Annotated in this window: 18 protein-coding genes; 10 read left to right on the top strand and 8 right to left on the bottom strand. The window is 62.3% G+C overall.

What is annotated here, in order from left to right; translation table 11 throughout:
• Positions 1 to 16 precede the first annotated feature (16 nt).
• On the bottom strand, positions 17 to 586 hold the full coding sequence (locus ATN38_RS16305) for a DUF2231 domain-containing protein (RefSeq protein ID WP_042923281.1): 570 nt from the start codon (positions 584 to 586) through the stop codon (positions 17 to 19).
• A 114-nt stretch (positions 587 to 700) separates the two neighbouring features.
• On the opposite strand from ATN38_RS16305, the gene ATN38_RS16310 reads away from it, so the two are divergent.
• A complete protein-coding gene (locus ATN38_RS16310) occupies positions 701 to 922 on the top strand; it encodes a hypothetical protein (protein ID WP_039973486.1) in 222 nt (73 codons plus the stop codon).
• A 16-nt stretch (positions 923 to 938) separates the two neighbouring features.
• Here the strand turns inward: ATN38_RS16310 and ATN38_RS16315 are convergent, their stop codons facing one another.
• Together ATN38_RS16315 and ATN38_RS16320 are read right to left on the bottom strand one after the other, a co-directional pair.
• Positions 939 to 1,793 carry a polyphosphate kinase 2 family protein gene (locus ATN38_RS16315; RefSeq protein WP_218748257.1) on the bottom strand — a complete coding sequence of 285 codons (855 nt, stop codon included), beginning with the start codon at positions 1,791 to 1,793 and terminating at the stop codon, positions 939 to 941.
• 57 nt (positions 1,794 to 1,850) lie between these two features.
• Entirely contained in the window at positions 1,851 to 2,585 is a 735-nt protein-coding gene (locus tag ATN38_RS16320; RefSeq protein ID WP_003941527.1) for a TetR/AcrR family transcriptional regulator, read from the bottom strand.
• 170 nt (positions 2,586 to 2,755) lie between these two features.
• Here ATN38_RS16320 and ATN38_RS16325 point away from each other — a divergent pair, with 170 nt between their 5' ends.
• The 5 genes from ATN38_RS16325 to ATN38_RS16345 all read left to right on the top strand — a co-directional run bounded on the left by ATN38_RS16325 (position 2,756) and on the right by ATN38_RS16345 (position 7,058).
• Positions 2,756 to 4,036 (top strand): DUF445 domain-containing protein, encoded by a 1,281-nt coding sequence (locus tag ATN38_RS16325; RefSeq protein ID WP_020968906.1) that lies wholly within the window; start codon positions 2,756 to 2,758, stop codon positions 4,034 to 4,036.
• Positions 4,037 to 4,139: 103 nt separating this feature from the next.
• Complete coding sequence (locus tag ATN38_RS16330) at positions 4,140 to 4,646, top strand: helix-turn-helix domain-containing protein (RefSeq protein ID WP_003941483.1); 507 nt, start codon at positions 4,140 to 4,142, stop codon at positions 4,644 to 4,646.
• Positions 4,639 to 5,466, top strand: a complete 828-nt coding sequence (locus ATN38_RS16335; protein WP_003941552.1) for a heparin-binding hemagglutinin — start codon at positions 4,639 to 4,641, stop codon at positions 5,464 to 5,466. Before ATN38_RS16330 ends, ATN38_RS16335 begins: the two co-directional genes overlap by 8 nt.
• Positions 5,467 to 5,561: 95 nt before the next feature.
• Positions 5,562 to 5,858 carry a DUF2516 family protein gene (locus tag ATN38_RS16340; RefSeq protein ID WP_003941505.1) on the top strand — a complete coding sequence of 99 codons (297 nt, stop codon included), beginning with the start codon at positions 5,562 to 5,564 and terminating at the stop codon, positions 5,856 to 5,858.
• 168 nt (positions 5,859 to 6,026) lie between these two features.
• The gene (locus ATN38_RS16345; RefSeq protein WP_021333908.1) at positions 6,027 to 7,058 is read left to right on the top strand and encodes an alpha/beta fold hydrolase; all 1,032 of its coding nucleotides are present in this window, start codon (positions 6,027 to 6,029) and stop codon (positions 7,056 to 7,058) included.
• 12 nt (positions 7,059 to 7,070) lie between these two features.
• On the opposite strand, the gene purU is transcribed toward ATN38_RS16345, so the two are convergent.
• Positions 7,071 to 7,958 (bottom strand): formyltetrahydrofolate deformylase, encoded by an 888-nt coding sequence (purU, locus tag ATN38_RS16350; RefSeq protein ID WP_003941509.1) that lies wholly within the window; start codon positions 7,956 to 7,958, stop codon positions 7,071 to 7,073.
• Between the two features lie 64 nt (positions 7,959 to 8,022).
• On the opposite strand from purU, the gene deoC reads away from it, so the two are divergent.
• On the top strand, positions 8,023 to 8,688 hold the full coding sequence (gene deoC, locus ATN38_RS16355) for a deoxyribose-phosphate aldolase (RefSeq protein ID WP_007735361.1): 666 nt from the start codon (positions 8,023 to 8,025) through the stop codon (positions 8,686 to 8,688).
• Here deoC and ATN38_RS16360 read toward each other — a convergent pair.
• On the bottom strand, positions 8,685 to 9,455 hold the full coding sequence (locus ATN38_RS16360; protein WP_007735358.1) for a DUF2993 domain-containing protein: 771 nt from the start codon (positions 9,453 to 9,455) through the stop codon (positions 8,685 to 8,687). The two genes, deoC and ATN38_RS16360, sit on opposite strands and share 4 nt — an antisense overlap.
• Before the next feature lie 127 nt (positions 9,456 to 9,582).
• Here ATN38_RS16360 and ATN38_RS16365 point away from each other — a divergent pair, with 127 nt between their 5' ends.
• From ATN38_RS16365 to ATN38_RS16375, 3 genes are all read left to right on the top strand, one after another.
• Positions 9,583 to 10,161, top strand: coding sequence for a hypothetical protein (locus ATN38_RS16365; protein ID WP_003941523.1), 579 nt, complete (start codon positions 9,583 to 9,585; stop codon positions 10,159 to 10,161).
• Between the two features lie 310 nt (positions 10,162 to 10,471).
• Positions 10,472 to 11,902, top strand: a complete 1,431-nt coding sequence (locus ATN38_RS16370) for an Ig-like domain-containing protein (protein WP_256931864.1) — start codon at positions 10,472 to 10,474, stop codon at positions 11,900 to 11,902.
• An 81-nt stretch (positions 11,903 to 11,983) separates the two neighbouring features.
• Entirely contained in the window at positions 11,984 to 14,017 is a 2,034-nt protein-coding gene (locus ATN38_RS16375; protein WP_065352114.1) for an Ig-like domain-containing protein, read from the top strand.
• 70 nt (positions 14,018 to 14,087) lie between these two features.
• Here the strand turns inward: ATN38_RS16375 and ATN38_RS16380 are convergent, their stop codons facing one another.
• The 3 genes from ATN38_RS16380 to ATN38_RS16390 form a co-directional block, all read right to left on the bottom strand.
• Positions 14,088 to 14,876: a hypothetical protein gene (locus tag ATN38_RS16380; protein WP_007735354.1), complete on the bottom strand. Its 789-nt coding sequence runs from the start codon at positions 14,874 to 14,876 to the stop codon at positions 14,088 to 14,090.
• Positions 14,877 to 14,883: 7 nt separating this feature from the next.
• Positions 14,884 to 15,384 (bottom strand): DUF2505 domain-containing protein, encoded by a 501-nt coding sequence (locus ATN38_RS16385; protein ID WP_007735352.1) that lies wholly within the window; start codon positions 15,382 to 15,384, stop codon positions 14,884 to 14,886.
• Between the two features lie 76 nt (positions 15,385 to 15,460).
• On the bottom strand, positions 15,461 to 15,958 hold the full coding sequence (locus ATN38_RS16390) for a DUF2505 domain-containing protein (protein WP_042452956.1): 498 nt from the start codon (positions 15,956 to 15,958) through the stop codon (positions 15,461 to 15,463).
• Between the last annotated feature and the right edge of the window lie 25 nt (positions 15,959 to 15,983).

Below are 15,983 nucleotides of genomic sequence, written 5' to 3' on the forward strand. Positions count from 1 at the left end.
TCGAGGTCCGATCGGCTCAGTTGACTACATCCAGGATGGGATCGAGAACCGGAGTCGCTGCAGCCTCCACGGCCGGATCGTCCATGAGCTTGAAAACGATGTGACCACCGAGCGCGCCACCGACACCGACCGCGGTGAGCCCCAGCACCGACAGCACTCGCGCCAGCGCGAGTGAGTCCTTTCCGCGTAGCCTGTACGACGCCGCAAAAGACCAGATCCCCACTGCATTCGACGCCGCGTGCACCAGCCCCACTCGGCGTGCGACGTCGCCACGTTCGGACCAGTCCAGCCATCCCGTCAGCAGAACCGGCGGAGTCGAAACCAATCCGAGCCCGATCAGCCGTCGTGCAGTCTGCGGATCGCCTAGAACATCGAAGACCAACGAAGCCGTCCACGCGCCCGCGGGAATGGTCACGAGGGCAGGATGGATGGGATGCCCGACGGCGGCGCCGCGCAGAAGTGCGGCGACAGTGCGCGATCGGTCGGATCGCTCCGTGATCTCGAGGATTCTGCGCCTGAGGCCAGTGGACGGACCGTCCAGTCCGCGAGCGGATTCGATTCCGCGATAAAGAGTTCCGATGTCCATGTAATTCGGCTACCCGGCGTAGACGTCGGGAAACCTCGCGACGGCGGTGTCTTGTCGACCGTCATGCTCCGGCGTACGGTCGAAACGAAAGAGATCCGACCGGAGGAGCGAACGATGAAGCTCAATCTCTTTGCAGCGTGGGCGTCGTATTTCCTGGTGCTGGCCACAGTGGTCTGCCTCGGCAGTTTTCTGGTGGCGGCAGGTTCAGGCCAGGGTGGTTGGGCATTGATCGCCGGCCTCGCCGGCGTCGCGTGCATCGGCCTCGCGGTAGCCCTGTACGCCAGTACTGTGCGTCACGACCACAAAGTGCACCGCGAATCCCCACACCTGTTCTGATCAGGCCTGCTTCTGATCAAGACTGTGCGAGTCGTGCCTTCTCCACCTCGATGTCGAAGTCGGCAGGGGGCCAGTCGAGCTCGAGCTTTTCCAGAGCGTCGATCAGTAGCTCGGTTACCGCAATGCGGCTGTACCACTTCCGATCACACGGCACGACGTACCACGGCGCGTGCTCGGTCGACGTCTTGTCGAGCATTGCCTGATACGCCTGTTGATATGCAGGCCACAAACCGCGTTCGGTCACGTCGCCGGGGTTGTACTTCCAATACTTGTCCGGGCGGTCGAGACGTTCTTCGAGTCGCTTCTTCTGCTGGTCGAGCGAGACGAACATCGCGACTTTCACGATGGTGGTTCCGGCGTCGACGAGTTCCTTTTCGAACTGGTTGATCTCGTCGTAGCGCTTGCTCCAGACATCCTCCGGGACAAGATCGTGGACGCGCACTACCAGGACGTCCTCGTAGTGGGAGCGATCGAACACACCGAGATAGCCGCCGCGGGGGAGTTCCTTCTTGATCCGCCGAAGGTAGTGATGTTGCTTTTCCTCTTCGGTCGGGACGCCGAAGGCCGCGTGCTGAACTCCCGAAGGATCCACGTGACCGATCACGTGTCGGACCATGCCGCCCTTGCCTGCGGTGTCCATTCCTTGCAGAACCAGCAGGACTGAACGACTGTCCCCGGACCGGCCGTTGGCGTACAGCAACTCCTGCAGGTCGGACAGAACCGCGCCGCGCTCCTCGAGCAGACGTTCGCCGTCAGCTTTGTTTCCGGTGAATCCCGGAGTGCTGTTGCGATCGAGTTGATCGAGTTCGAACCCGGGCTCCGCCCGCAGGGTCTTGGCGGCCGGTGTTTCCCACAGCGAGTCTTGTGCCATGCCGAAAGAGTGCCACAGGATCGCGCCCGGTGGCCCGAAAGTTCGGTCTCGGGCGAGTCAGTCCTCGGCAGGCTTGACGAGGGGATGCGGAACCGACTTGAACTTGGCCGGTGATCCGTTGACCGCAGCTATGCCGGTGATGCCGCCCCACGTCATCATCGTGAGGTAGTCGATCAGCGATTCCGCGGACATCGACTTGTTGGAGATCCACCAGTGCGTCGCGAGCTGAATTCCGCCCACGATCCCGAACGCCCACGGCAGCGAACCGCCGGAATCCATCTCCATCTCGCGAAGACGATTGCCCAACACCGTGGAGAGCAATTCGGCGATCATGCGCTCGGAATCGGCAACGACGTCGCGGTTGGCGCCGGCGCCGTTGGCCATGACGTAGAGGTAGATGTCGGGGTCGGATGCCACCGTCTCGACGTATGCGGTGATGCTCGCCTGGGTGAGTTCGAAATCGTCGAGATCGCCACTGATCGCTTCGTAGATACGCGGCGACAGGATGGTCTCGACGTACCGCATCATCGTGGCGGTGGTGAGGTCGCTCTTGTCGGCGAAGTATCGGTAGAGCACGGTCTTGGAGACACCGATCTCGGACGCGATCTCGTCCATGCCGATCTCACGGCCGCGCGCGCGGATGGCGGCGATGGTGCCGTCGACGAGTTCCTCGCGGCGAGCGATCTTGTGCTCACGCCAACGACGCTTACGACCGTCGGATTTCTCGGGCTTCGCATCAGCAACGACTGGGCCGTCTACCTGCTCGTTGTCCTGCACGGCATTCTTGGCCACGAGTCATCTCATATCTGTGGTGCGAGCCACGTCCGATCGGTCTACTTTCCGGTCCAGCTTAATGTCCGCGCCTTTATCTCGGGCACTCACATCCGCAGTTCGGGGGATTAGGTCCTGCAGAATCGGACTTCGTGTCGCTCGCGCTACGCCGCGTCACACCTTTCGGCACAATGGCGAGGGTGCAGCAACTGAGCCTCTCCGCCTTCGACGACGCCGCCAAGCGTCGGGACCTTCGCAAGATGAAGGTCTTCGCTACTGGCCTTCTGGGCTTCGCGACGGTGGTCTACATCTTCTGCCGGTGGCAGGAATCCCGCGGCGCCGGAGAGTGGGTCGGGTACGTCCGGGCCGCGTCCGAGGCAGGCATGGTCGGCGCGCTTGCCGACTGGTTTGCCGTCACCGCGCTCTTCCGTCATCCGATGGGCCTTCCCATCCCGCACACTGCCATCATCAAGCGTAAGAAAGACCAGCTCGGAGCCAGCCTGAGCTCATTCGTCGGTCAAAACTTCCTGGCTCCCGAAGTTGTGTCGGCCAAGGTGCAGCAGGCGCAGATTCCGCTCCGCCTCGGTACGTGGATGGCCGAACCTGCCAACGCCGCTCGCGTCGCCGCCGAGACGTCGACGGTCTTGCGCGGCATGGTCGAGGTTCTTCGCGACGAGGACATCGCCCAGATCATCGACAACACGATCGTGAAGCGTCTGGCCGAGCCCATGTGGGGACCGCCGATCGGCCGAGTGCTCGGTGAACTTCTCAAGGACAACAAGCAACTGCCGATCATCGAATTGCTTGCCGAGCGGGCGCATCAGTGGGCTCTCGGCAGCCAGGAGACGATCGATCGTGTGATCGTTCGCGATTCGCCCGCGTGGTCGCCGAAGTTCGTCGACGCCATGCTGGGGGAGAAGATATACAAGGAACTCGTCGAGTTCACCTGGAAGGTCCGTTCCAACCCCGAACACGAGGTACGCCTCGCCGCCAACCGCTTCCTGATCGACTTCGCCGATGATCTGCAGAACGACCCGGAGACCATCAAGAAGGCCGAGGGGATCAAGGCCGAGATCATGGGTCGCGAGGAAGTGACGGGTCTGGCGTCGTCGACATGGCAGGTTGCCAAGCGGCTCATCATGGAGTCCGTCGACGATCCGAACAGCACCCTGCGGACCAAGGTCGCCGAGAACGTCGCCGGCTTCGGAGTCAGGCTGCGTGACGACGAGTCCATGCGTGAGAAGGTCGACGGCTGGCTGGTGCAGGGCACCAAGTACATCGCGGAGAACTACACCGACGAGATCACTGGAGTCATCAGTGACACCGTCGAGCGGTGGGACGCCGACGAAGCGAGCCAGAAGATCGAGTTGCAGGTCGGTCGAGATCTTCAGTTCATCCGTATCAACGGCACCGTTGTGGGCTCGATCGCCGGACTGCTGATCTACACGATTTCGACGCTCATCTTCGGCTGAGCTGTCCGGTATGTGACGTCCACCACGAGTGCTAGCAGTAGTGCTTGCAATAGTTAGCACCCTCTCCTATCCTGGGAAATGTCCACTGGAAAGGGAGGACGCAATGCCAGCGAAGTCGACGAACTCCGATGACGGAGATCGTGAATCATCCGGTGCCGCAGCCGGAGCAAGCGACTTGGCAGCTCGCGTCGTCAGCTCTGCGGCACACGACATCGGGGGGTTCATTCGTGCACAGCGGGAAGCCGCCCAAGTTTCGATGCGCCAACTCGCTCAACTCGCCGGCGTCAGCAATCCGTATCTGAGTCAGATCGAACGCGGATTGCGCAAACCGTCGGCGGACGTACTGGCGCAAATCGCCAAGGGCCTTCGAGTCTCATCAGAAGTGCTGTACGTCCAAGCGGGATATCTCGAGCAACGCCCGCACAGTCCCATCAGGGACGCGGTGTTGGCCGAGACGGCCATCAACGAACGGCAGAAGCAAGTACTGCTCGAAATCTACGACTCGTTCTGTCGCGAGAACGAGTCGTCAAGACCAGCCGCAGCGCCCGATTTCGCTGAATCGGCCGCAATTCCAGACACCGAGACTTCACTAGGAGAACAAGATGACTGACAAGAACGCCATCGACAGCGTCAAGACCTCGCTCTACGCCGCCGTCGGCGCAGGCGACCTGGTTGTCCAGGCCGTGGCCGATGTAGTTGCTCAGGTTCGTGAGCGCGCCGAGAACACCCAGGGCGATGTCAACGGCCGTGTCGACGGTGCTCGCGAGAAGCTCGCTTCCGTCCAGGGTGACGTTGCCGAGAGCGTCGATGCGCTGCGCGAGCGTCTCGCCGGCCTGCCGTCCGAGCTGCCCGAAGAGCTTGCCGAGCTGCGCGAGAAGTTCTCACCCGAGGAACTCCGCAAGGTCGCCGAGGCATACCTCAAGGTTGCCGGAGATCTGTACAACTCCCTCGCAGAACGTGGCGAAGACGCAGTCGAGCGCATCCGCAAGCAGCCCGCAGTCGAAGAAGGCATCGCTGCTGCAGAGTCGGCACTCGGCGACGCCGTCGAGCTGACCGAAGACGCACTCGGAACCGTTGCTCGTCAGACGCGCGCCGTGGGCGAGCAGGCTGCCAAGCTGGCCGGCCGCGCTGCCGGACGCATCTCCGACACCGCAGAAGAGGTCGGCGAGAAGATCTCTGACGCCGGTGAGAAGATCGCCGACGCAGGCGACGAGGCTGCACTGAAGGTCCTCGACCTCGGTGACCAGGCTGACGAGGCTTCCAAGGAAGCTGCCGCTCGCGTGACCGCTGCTGCTTCCGACGTCCAGGAGCGCGCGACCACCGCCGCGAAGAAGGCCGCTCCGGCCAAGGCTGCACCCGCCAAGGCTGCTCCGGCCAAGGCCACCGCACCGGCTCCGGCCAAGAAGGCTGCTCCGGCCAAGAAGGCCTGATTTGCCCAGCTCCACCTGACGAAGGCTCCCGCGCTCAGCCGAGTGTGGGAGCCTTCGTGTTCGTCGGGAACCGGATGAGAACTTAGGATGTAGTTGTGACTCAAGTCGATGGGCTAGTCGGTCTGATCTTTCTCGCACTCAAAGTGCTCGCATTGGTGGGTGCTGTCTACGCGATCGTTCATGCCGTCAGGCAGCGTCCTGACGCTTTCACCGCGGTCAACAAATTGACCAAGCCGATCTGGCTGGGAATTCTGATCGTCGCGGCGTTGATCCTCTTGGCGACGTCCCCTGTCGGGCTCCTGGGCATCATCGCGGTCGTTGCAGTGTGCGTGTATCTCGTCGACGTTCGCCCGCGGGTGGACGACATTCAGCACGGCGGTTCTCGCTGGTAGTTTGCCGCACTCCCGCTCATTCCGAGCCGTGGTTCCCGGCTCATGGTGTGCTGCCCCACTCTTCTCTCCAACGCTGACAACGGGCGTTGTTCGAGTGATAGTGTCGGTTAACGGCAGTCACACATAGATTGCATCCGTCTGTCGTCAGCAGCAGTCAGGGGTAAATGCATGTCCAGTCGTTCGCGCACCACAGAGCTTCGAGTACTGGCAGGCGCCGTCGGAGTGGGAGCACTCGTCGCGGCCGTCGCTGGGATCCGTCATCGGCGATCCACGCGTGGGTTGACTCTTTCGAGCGACGTCGAGCCCAATGCACTCCTGAAGACTCCGACTCTCAAAGCTGACATCAGCGAACTGACCACCGACGACGGTGCGATCATCAATGTCCGGGCTTACGGTCCCGTCGACGGCGATCCGATCGTTCTCAGTCACGGCTGGACGTGCTCCACCGAATTCTGGTACCCGCAGGTCAATGCGCTTGCCGGCGAATATCGCGTCATCACCTACGATCAGCGCGGTCATGGCCGCAGCACCGTCGGCAATCTTCCGCTCGGCCCGGACGTCCTTGCCGACGATCTCTCTGCAGTGCTGGCGGCCACGGTTCGCGAGGACAAGAAGGCCGTCATCGTCGGTCACAGCATGGGCGGGATGAGCATCATCGCCTGGGCGGGTCGTCACCCCGACGAGGTCAAGAAGTACGCGTCGGCGGTCATGCTCGCGAGCACCGCGAGCGAAAGGTTGATCGCCGAGACCACGGTCATCCCACTGCCCAATCGTTTCCCTCGCGTGCCGGTCCCCGTGGGCCGCGCCATCCTCAGTTCGCCCGTTCCGTTCGTCTCCTCGGGCGCCATGACGAAGGCGATCCAGTACGTCTCGATGTCACCGAACGCGACCAAGGCCGAGATTCAGTTCTGCGAGAACATCGTTCGTGAGTGCAAGCCCCGCATCCGTGGAGGTTGGGGAGCAGCGCTGAGCACCCTCGACATTCACGAGGGACTCGACAATCTCGAAGTGCCGACCACCGTGCTCGTCGGTTCGCTCGATCGGCTCACTCCGCCGGTCCATGCGCGCAAGCTTGCGCAGGTCCTCGACGACGCCGGCAACCTCGAACGGTTGATCGTGTTGCCGGGCGTCGGTCACATGTCGTCGATCGAGAACATCGACGAGTTCGACAAGGAAATCGTGCGACTGCGCAATCTCTAGCGCAACGCAGCTCTAGCTGAAGACGACCGTCTTGCGCCCGTGGACCAGCACACGATCCTCGAGGTGCCAGCGCAGTCCGCGGGAGAGTACGAGCTTTTCGATGTCTCGACCCTGACGGACCATGTCGGCGACATCGTCGGCGTGGTCCACACGGATCACGTCCTGCTCGATGATCGGACCGGCATCGAGTTCGGCGGTCACGTAGTGGCAGGTGGCGCCGATCAACTTCACGCCGCGGGCGAAAGCCTGGTGATAGGGGCGGGCACCGATGAACGACGGCAAGAAGCTGTGGTGGATGTTGATCGCGCGCCCGGCCCAGTGCTCGCACAGTGATTCGGGCAGCACCTGCATGAATCGGGCAAGCACCACGGCGTCGGGATTGTGAGCGTCGACCAGGGCGCGGACCTTCTCGAAGGACGGTCCCCGTTCTGCCGGGTCCTTGGCGAACGGAACATGGTGGAAGTCGATCCCGTGGCGCTCGGTGACACTGCGCAGATCTTCGTGGTTTCCGATGACGGCGCTGATTTCTGCCGGGAGTTCCCCGCCCGCGGCGCGGCCAAGGAGGTCATGCAAGCAGTGACCTTCCTTGCTCACGAGCAACACGATCTTCTTGGGTGCGCCGGAGTCGTGAAGAGTCCACTCGGTTTCCGGACCGATCTCGGCCGCAACAGCTTTGAACCGTTCACGAAGCTCGTCGATGCTCATGCTCACCGACGATGCACGGACCGCCTGACGCGTGAAGAACCATCCGGTGTCGGCATCGGCGTGGTATGCAGCCTCCACGATCCATCCACCGACGTCGGTGAGAAAGGTCGAGATGCGTGCGACGATGCCCGTGGTGTCGGGGCAGCCGAGGGACAGAACATAGCGACGATCATCGATCGATGGTGCAGCGGTCATGCGGCCTAGTCTCTCAGGTGCGGCTGCAGCGACGGTCGCGTGGTGGTGTGCCAAGCTTTCCAACATGTCTGAAGCTGCACTCACTCGTTCCCAGGTTGCCGCGATGGTGGACCACACTCTCCTCAAACCCGAAGCCACCGCGGCCGATGTGACCGCCCTGATCGACGAAGCACGCAGCCTCGGTGTGCTGGCTGTCTGCGTCTCGCCGTCGATGTTGCCGATTCGCGCCGAGGGACTTGTGACGGCGGCCGTCGTCGGATTCCCGTCGGGGAAACATCATTCGCTGGTCAAGGGTGCTGAAGCGCGACTGGCCGTCGATCAAGGCGCAGCCGAGATCGACATGGTCATCGACGTAGGAGCGGCGGTCGCCGGCGACTACAGCGCGGTGTTGGCCGATATCCTCACCGTCCGCGAGGCGATGGGGGAGAGTGCGATCCTCAAAGTGATCCTCGAAACCGCAGCGCTGTCCGACGAGGCCATCGTCGAATGTTGCCGCGCAGCTGTGCATGCCGGGGCGAACTTCGTCAAGACCTCGACCGGCTTCCACCCCGCGGGTGGAGCGACGGTTGAGGCCGTCGCACTGATGGCGCAGACGGTCGGCCCGGGCGTGGGAGTCAAGGCCAGTGGCGGAATACGTACGACGCAGGCAGCGCTCGACATGATCGCGGCCGGCGCCACCCGCCTCGGACTATCCGGAAGTCGAGCAGTATTGGACGGTCTGGCCGACTAGGTCAGCAGGCCGCAGCTGTCCGGAACCGCCGAGGTGTTCTGGTTGTTCGCGTCGGCGACGGGCATGGCGTAAGCGCCGCCCTCCAACGAGATCTGGATAGCGTCGTCGGTGACGGTCAGCTTCGTGGGCTTCATGTCCAGCGGGTAGGTCTGCAGGCTGTCGGTGAGTGTCTGGACGATGCCGTCGACCAGATCGGTCGGCAGACCCAATCCGAGAATCTCGGCGCCGACGGTCTGGACGTCGACCACACCGTTGGTGACGGTGGGCTTGACCGTGAGCTTCGCGAGCCCGACCGGACCGACGTCGAACGCGAGTGTTCCGGCGCTCGAGTCGGCGGTGACGCCGGAGACGAGCCCGCCGAAGGTCTGTTCCTGCAAGGTGGCGAGAATGCCTGCGGTAGACCAGGTGACGTCGGCGCTGGAGCTGCCGATGGTGCCGCTGTTGCCCGCCGAGGGCTGCAAGTTGATGTCGTTCACCTTCGCGTGAACCTGCATTCCCGTTGCGGGGCCGAACGAAGAGTCGTCACTGTCGATGCTGATGTACGGCACCTTCTTGTCGACTGCCTGCAGGAGTACGGGCTTCCAGCTCAACCCGACGTCGACCTGGGATCCCAGTTCGCTCTGGAACTGATCGGCCATGCAGGTCTTCACCTGGTTGCGTACGTACAGTTCTCCACCGACGAGCGCCGCGACGAGTACGGCGATCACCACGAGAAGGATGATGAGCACTCGGTTGCGCGGACGAGGGTTGTTCGCTGCGACAGTCATTCGCCAGATTCTTCCCGACGAGTCTGAACGAACTCTGTGAATACGCACTTCCTCATTCCTGTGATGCGCGACACACTCGCCCGTAGTCTGTTCGAAACGGCGTTTTCGACGGTCACCGGAGGTGGTCATGGCTTCGGACTACGAATCACTCGAGTTGCTGGCGCTGCGACAGTGCGGATTTGTCACGGCTCTCCAGGCATCCGAACTGGGTTTCGGTCTGGCGTTGATGGAAGAAATGACGGAATCCGGAACATGGACATGTGAGTGCCGCGGGCTTTTTCGCCTCGAACGCGTCAGACATACCGCCTTGGACGAGTTCGCGAAGTGGTGCACGTGGTTCGCCGGTAGCGCCACCGTCTCGCACTACAGTGCCGCAGATCTGCATGGCCTCGGGCACCTGCAACCTCGCTTCATTCACCTCTCCGTTGCGCACCCTCTCGCGGCGCCGACCCGCCAGGTAGCGCTGCACCGACTGCCGCTCGCGGACGACGAGTGTGAACAGATCGGGCCCATCCGCATCACCACGCCTTTGCGTACCGTGCACGACCTCGCTTCCGGTGGAATTTCTCAAGTCCTGCTCAACGAAGTAGTCGCCGATGCGGTCGCGATAGGTCGACTGGACGCGCACGAGCTGTATCTCTCGTGTGAGAACGCGAGCGTCGACGTTGCTGTTCGGGTCGAGTTGGCTCTGGCCGCAAGCCTGTAGCCGAGAGAGATCTTCGAGGCTCCTGCGACCTTCTGGCATCACGCCCGAAATCGAATATGACGCCGATATCAGAGATTTGTAAATCGCTATTTTCGGGCGACTGTTTTGTCTTTAGCGCAGGTAAGAACGCATCCAGATGTGCGGTGCGGGACGTTCAGCCCACTGTTACTGCAGTTCGGCGATGTCGCCGATGAACTAAATCTGCGAAAAGCGTAGTTACTTTACAGTCAATGGGATAACGTCACGGCATCGAAAGCAGACGGACGCTTGTCCTGGACGCCTGTCTGCCCCGTTGTCGAGAGGGATCTGGATGTCCGTGAGTGGTGTTCGTCGTGTTGTCGGTGGGTTGAGTGTGTTTGCTGTTGCTGCGGGTTTCGCGGTGGTTGCGGGTGTCGGGGTTGCTGGTGCGGCTCCGGTGACGGCGGAGTTCAATTCCGACGGGTACAAGGTGACTCGGACGATCAGTAACGGGACGCCGTCCGAGGGTGATGTGATCACGTCGAAGACGGTGTTCAAGCGAACTGCCGCGGTTCACAATCTGTATGCGGTGCGCGATTTTCATCCGGCGTGTATGACGTATGTCGATGGTTCGGCGACGGTGAACGGTAGTGCGTTCCGTGTCAACGAGGTGGCTACTGATTCTGTTCGTTTGAGTGCGGGTGCTACGGAATGGCCGATGTGGGGTGGTGACGTCAAGACGTTCGAATTCCAGTATCGCGTCGGTGCGGATTGTGCTCGTGGTACTGATTTGTCGACGATGGTGCATTTCGACGGGACGGTGTTCGTTGACGACACGACGAATGGTCGTGGTCCGTCGATCAACGTTCAGAAGAACGTGTCGACGACCACCGTGTCACCGGTCAGTGGCGCTCAGGTGGGGCAGCCGGTGACGTTGAGTGCGACGGTGACCGGTGGTGCCGACGGTGATTCGGTGGAGTTCTTCGACGCCGCCACCAAGATTGGTGCGGGTACCCTCGCCAATGGTGTTGCAACACTTGCCTGGACACCGACCACCCGTGGAGACCACTCGATCACAGCGAAGTTCGCCGACACGGCGCGTGCCGTCGGCTCCGCTTCGGCAGCGCTGATCGTGAACGTTTCGCAGGCCGATGCTCAGTCCAGCACGACTCTGGCGCCGATCTCGGGCGCGCAGGTCGGCAAGTCGACCAATCTCAAAGCGACTGTGTCCGCGTCGGGCACCGGTGGAACGGTCACGTTCAAGGTCGGCGGAACGGTGCTCGCTTCGGTGCCGGTGGCAGGCAACGGTGAAGCGACCTATGCCTGGGTTCCGACGGTCGCCGGTGCACAGACGGTGGAAGCCGTATTCGCCGGTCGATCCGGTGTCACCGGGTCGAGTACCACCGCGAATGTGACAGTCGCCGAACAGCCCGCCGGAACAACAAGCTCCACAACAGATCTCAGCGTAGTAGCGGGCCAGGTCGGCGTTGCCCAGACGATCTCCGCTCAAATCAGCCCCGCCAATGCGGGTGGCACAGTCACCTTCAAGGACGGCGAGACCGTCATCGGCACGGCCACGGTCGATTCATCCGGAAAGGCCAGCCTTTCGTGGAAGCCCGCAACTCAAGGGCAGCGAGTTGTCGCGGCGGAGTACTCGGGCGCCGGCACGGTGACGGCATCGTCCGATCAGGTCTCCGTCCAGATCGCCGCACCCGTCGACGGTGAAGAACCAGGCAACGGCACCGGTTCGCTCGGCAGCCTCGGCAACATCTTCGGCTCCTAGCAATCGATACCCGGTGATGCCCCGCCCGCTTCAGGTGGTGGGGCATCACCCATATCCCTCACTTCTCGAGAAGGAAAATCTATGTCTGTAGGTTCTGCACGTCGTGCAGTTGCAGGTCTGAGTGTGTTTGCTGTTGCTGCGGGTTTCGCGGTGGTTGCGGGTGTCGGGGTTGCTGGTGCGGCTCCGGTGACGGCGGAGTTCAATTCCGACGGGTACAAGGTGACTCGGACGATCAGTAACGGGACGCCGTCCGAGGGTGATGTGATCACGTCGAAGACGGTGTTCAAGCGAACTGCCGCGGTTCACAATCTGTATGCGGTGCGCGATTTTCATCCGGCGTGTATGACGTATGTCGATGGTTCGGCGACGGTGAACGGTAGTGCGTTCCGTGTCAACGAGGTGGCTACTGATTCTGTTCGTTTGAGTGCGGGTGCTACGGAATGGCCGATGTGGGGTGGTGACGTCAAGACGTTCGAATTCCAGTATCGCGTCGGTGCGGATTGTGCTCGTGGTACTGATTTGTCGACGACGGTGCATTTCGACGGCACGGTGTTCGTTGACGACACGACGAATGGTCGTGGTCCGTCGATCAACGTTCAGAAGAACGTCTCGACGACGACGCTGTCACCGACCAGTGGCGTGAAGTTGGGACAACCTGTTCCGTTGAGCGCGACGGTGACCGGTGGTGCCGACGGTGATTCGGTGGAGTTCTTCGACGGTGCCACCAAGGTCGGTGCGGGCGCGCTCGCCAATGGTGTTGCAACGCTTGCCTGGACACCGGCTGACGTCCGAACCCACAGCGTGACGGCCAAGTATCTCGGTAATGCAAAGGTGGCGACCTCCACGTCGTCGGCTGTCGACGTCGTCGTGTCCGAAGCGGACAAGAGCACTGCAACCGCGATCACCGGTCCCGCAAGTGCAGTTGCAGGTGAGTCCGTGACCGTCGAGGCTACGGTGTCGCCCACTCCGGCGGGTGGCACGGTGCAGTTCAAAGACGGTGCAACCGACCTCGGCGGCGCCGTTACCGTCGATGCCAACGGCAAAGCCTCGCTGACGAATTCCTATGCAGTCGGAGCGCATTCGATCGTGGCGGTGTACTCCGGTTCCGGTGTCTACCAGACTTCGACGTCAGCGCCGCATGCGCTGACAGTCGCTCCGGTGGTGGTCGAGGAGAACACAACGACCACCCTCGTCGGCCCGTCGACCGCTTCGACCGGAGAGACATTGTCGTTCACTGCCTCGGTCTCGACCGGTGTTGCAGGTGGCACCGTGCAGTTCAAGGAAAGTGGCAGGGATCTGGGCTCCCCGATTCCCGTGGACGCAACCGGAAAAGCGACAACCACGCCGATCTTCAACGTGGCGGGTGAGTACAGCATCACCGCAGTGTTCTCGGGTTCGGGTAACTACCTGGGCTCGACATCGAACGCCCAGACCGTGAACGTCAAGGCGCCGGCTCCCACCGACCAGCAGACCCAGACGGTCTTGACCGTTCCGGCGGATGCAAAAACCGGTACGGCAGTTGGTCTGTCCGTAACCGTTACGCCGACGCCGGTGGGCGGCACAGTGCAGTTCAAGGACGGCTCGGGCAATCTCGGCTCGCCGGTGCCGGTCGTCGAGGGCAAGGCGTCGATCATGCACGAGTTCGCGAGCGTCGGTACGCACGACATCACGGCCGTCTACTCGGGTGCAACAGGATTCCTCACCTCTACCTCGGCCGCTCAGTCGGTTTCGGTCACGGCTCCGGCCGCGGAGGATCAGGAAACGTCCATCACCGTGAGCGCTCCGGCGTCAGCGGTCAAGGGCGCGAAGGTTGATCTCGTTGCGGCAGTGGTACCTACGCTCAGCGCAGGAACGGTCCAGTTCATGGACGGAACCACCCCGATCGGTGGACCGGTTGCCGTGGTGAACGGTAAGGCCACGCTCTCGCACACCTTCACCGAACTCGGAGATCGCCGAATCACCGCGGTGTTCAGTGGAACTGACGGCTATCTCGGTTCCGAGACCCAGGCCGCAGTCACTGTCAGGGTAACGGCAGCGTCCGACGGCGGGGATCCCGGCAACGGCGGCAGTTCGACCGGTTCACTGGGAAGCCTGGAAAACATCTTCGGGTCCTAGCCCGACGCCTGCACACAGACGCCTCGCCGCGGAGAACACCTCCGCGGCGGGGCGTTTCCCGTCTATGAGTTCAGGGATTCGGCGCTACGACGTGCCAGGGCACGGTCAGGATGCAGTCACGAAGACGTCGCCGCGCGGGCTGCACGGGAATTCCTTGCGCCCGAAGAATTTCCAATGCGGCAGCCCAACGATGGCGAGGTCCGAACGAGGCGTGCGGCGCGGCGGTGGCCCAGGCTCGATCGGCCGCGCTGAGCAACGCGTGGATCGGCTCACCGGGAACGTTGCGGTGGATGAGAGCCTTCGGGAGACGTTCCGCGATGTCGGAAGGGCGCTCGATGTCGAAGGGATCCCAGGCCAGTGTCAGGGTCAATGGACGATCAGCGTCGAGAAGCACCCAAGCGCAACGTCTCCCGAGTTCGTCGCAGGTTCCGTCGAGTAGCAGCCCGCCCGGTGCGAGACCGGACTGAATGTGTGCCCACGCAGAGTCCACAGCCTCCTCCGGATACTGCCGGAGCACGTTGAAGGCGCGTACGAAGACGGGTGTGAGACCGGCAAGTTCGAATCCACCACGGGCGAAGCTGACACCGTCACGACTCTCGACCACGCGGGCGGGGTCGATCTCGAGCCCGATGACGCGTCGATCCCGCCGGACAGCGGTGAGGCGGCTTGCCATCTCGAAGGTGGTGTCCGGCCTCGCCCCGTACCCGAGGTCGACGATCAACGGATCGGTCGCGTTGTTCAGGGCGTGCGCGATAGTGCGGTTGTGCACGATCCACCGGTCACTACGTCGCAGTCTGTTGATTCCCGTCGTGCCACGGGTGATGACCCCCTCGATCTTCGGGGGTGGAGCTTTCTTCACGCCGGGTTCAGCGTGCGGCGAGCCAGGTCGCGGTGACCTGGGCTTCGGTGCGGAACAGATCTACGAGGTTGATGAGCATCAGTTGCTCCAACTTCGCGCCGATGAACGGTATGAAGACCTTGGCCTCGGACGTGGTTCGCAGCGTGGACCCGGTATCGGTCGCGAACAACTCCATGGTGCCGGACAAACTCCCCGGCCCGGCCGGGATGGACGCTTCGTACGTTCCGGTCACGGTGTCACCGAAGGCGCCGTACGACTCCTTACGAGTGATGACAAGATCCTTCTTCATCACCGTCTGAGCGATGTCAGGCAAATCCGTGCGCGGAAGAATGTGGTGGAGCACGAGATCGATTCCGGAATCGGTGACCTCGAAATGTTCCACATGGTTCTCGGAATGCTTGCGCATCTCCTCGACACGGGCCTCCCAGTACGAGCGGTCCGCCAGCGCCGCATAGACCTGCTCGGGGGAGTGCTGATAGCGGGCGGAGTAGTCGATGCGGCGAGCCATGATCGTAAAGAATACCGGTTACACGCTGTGACAAGCCAAATCGGCTGTATCCACAACTGCCGCCGCTCGCAGGGTTTTACTTCGTGATCCACTCCCGGGTGAAGTCCTGTTCGGCCTGGATGAGCCGGACAACCTCGTCGACAATCGCACTTTCGATCTTTCCGCCGAGGAACGGGATCTTGACCTCGACCTCACCGTCGATCTCGAGAGTGGCGGAGTTCTCGTCACCTGTCAGCACCTGCGTGCCCTCGACACGGGCGGGAACGCCGTCGACGTGGGCGGAAAAGGTGCCGGTGGCCTTGCCGTCCTTGAAAGGCGCCATCGTTTCACTGCGCTTGATGACGATGTCGCCGTTGACGACTTTCGACACCATGCTGGGGAGATGCTCTGCGGCAATGATCTGCGACATCGTGACCGCGACGGTCTCGTCGCGAACGGTCAGCTCTTCGATCGTTGCGCCGGGACCACCGACAGCGACGATTCGGTCGCGCCAGTACTGCTCGGAGGTCACCGCCTCATGGACCTTCTCGGCGGGGACTGTGTACTTCGACGAATGCTCGATGCGACGGCTCACGATTGTGGAGGCTACCGTTTATCGA

The sequence above is a fragment of the Rhodococcus sp. FH8 genome, from assembly GCF_019266085.1.
In the GTDB taxonomy this organism is placed as follows: domain Bacteria; phylum Actinomycetota; class Actinomycetes; order Mycobacteriales; family Mycobacteriaceae; genus Rhodococcus_F; species Rhodococcus_F qingshengii.

Excerpts from the sequence above, each read along its gene's own strand:
- ATN38_RS16305 (WP_042923281.1), bottom strand. The coding sequence starts at position 586 with ATGGACATCGGAACTCTTTATCGCGGAATCGAATCCGCTCGCGGACTG.
- ATN38_RS16310 (WP_039973486.1), top strand. The coding sequence starts at position 701 with ATGAAGCTCAATCTCTTTGCAGCGTGGGCGTCGTATTTCCTGGTGCTG.
- ATN38_RS16315 (WP_218748257.1), bottom strand. The coding sequence starts at position 1,793 with ATGGCACAAGACTCGCTGTGGGAAACACCGGCCGCCAAGACCCTGCGG.
- ATN38_RS16325 (WP_020968906.1), top strand. The coding sequence starts at position 2,756 with ATGGCGAGGGTGCAGCAACTGAGCCTCTCCGCCTTCGACGACGCCGCC.
- ATN38_RS16330 (WP_003941483.1), top strand. The coding sequence starts at position 4,140 with ATGCCAGCGAAGTCGACGAACTCCGATGACGGAGATCGTGAATCATCC.
- ATN38_RS16335 (WP_003941552.1), top strand. The coding sequence starts at position 4,639 with ATGACTGACAAGAACGCCATCGACAGCGTCAAGACCTCGCTCTACGCC.
- ATN38_RS16345 (WP_021333908.1), top strand. The coding sequence starts at position 6,027 with ATGTCCAGTCGTTCGCGCACCACAGAGCTTCGAGTACTGGCAGGCGCC.
- purU (WP_003941509.1), bottom strand. The coding sequence starts at position 7,958 with ATGACCGCTGCACCATCGATCGATGATCGTCGCTATGTTCTGTCCCTC.
- deoC (WP_007735361.1), top strand. The coding sequence starts at position 8,023 with ATGTCTGAAGCTGCACTCACTCGTTCCCAGGTTGCCGCGATGGTGGAC.
- ATN38_RS16360 (WP_007735358.1), bottom strand. The coding sequence starts at position 9,455 with ATGACTGTCGCAGCGAACAACCCTCGTCCGCGCAACCGAGTGCTCATC.
- ATN38_RS16365 (WP_003941523.1), top strand. The coding sequence starts at position 9,583 with ATGGCTTCGGACTACGAATCACTCGAGTTGCTGGCGCTGCGACAGTGC.
- ATN38_RS16370 (WP_256931864.1), top strand. The coding sequence starts at position 10,472 with ATGTCCGTGAGTGGTGTTCGTCGTGTTGTCGGTGGGTTGAGTGTGTTT.
- ATN38_RS16375 (WP_065352114.1), top strand. The coding sequence starts at position 11,984 with ATGTCTGTAGGTTCTGCACGTCGTGCAGTTGCAGGTCTGAGTGTGTTT.
- ATN38_RS16385 (WP_007735352.1), bottom strand. The coding sequence starts at position 15,384 with ATGGCTCGCCGCATCGACTACTCCGCCCGCTATCAGCACTCCCCCGAG.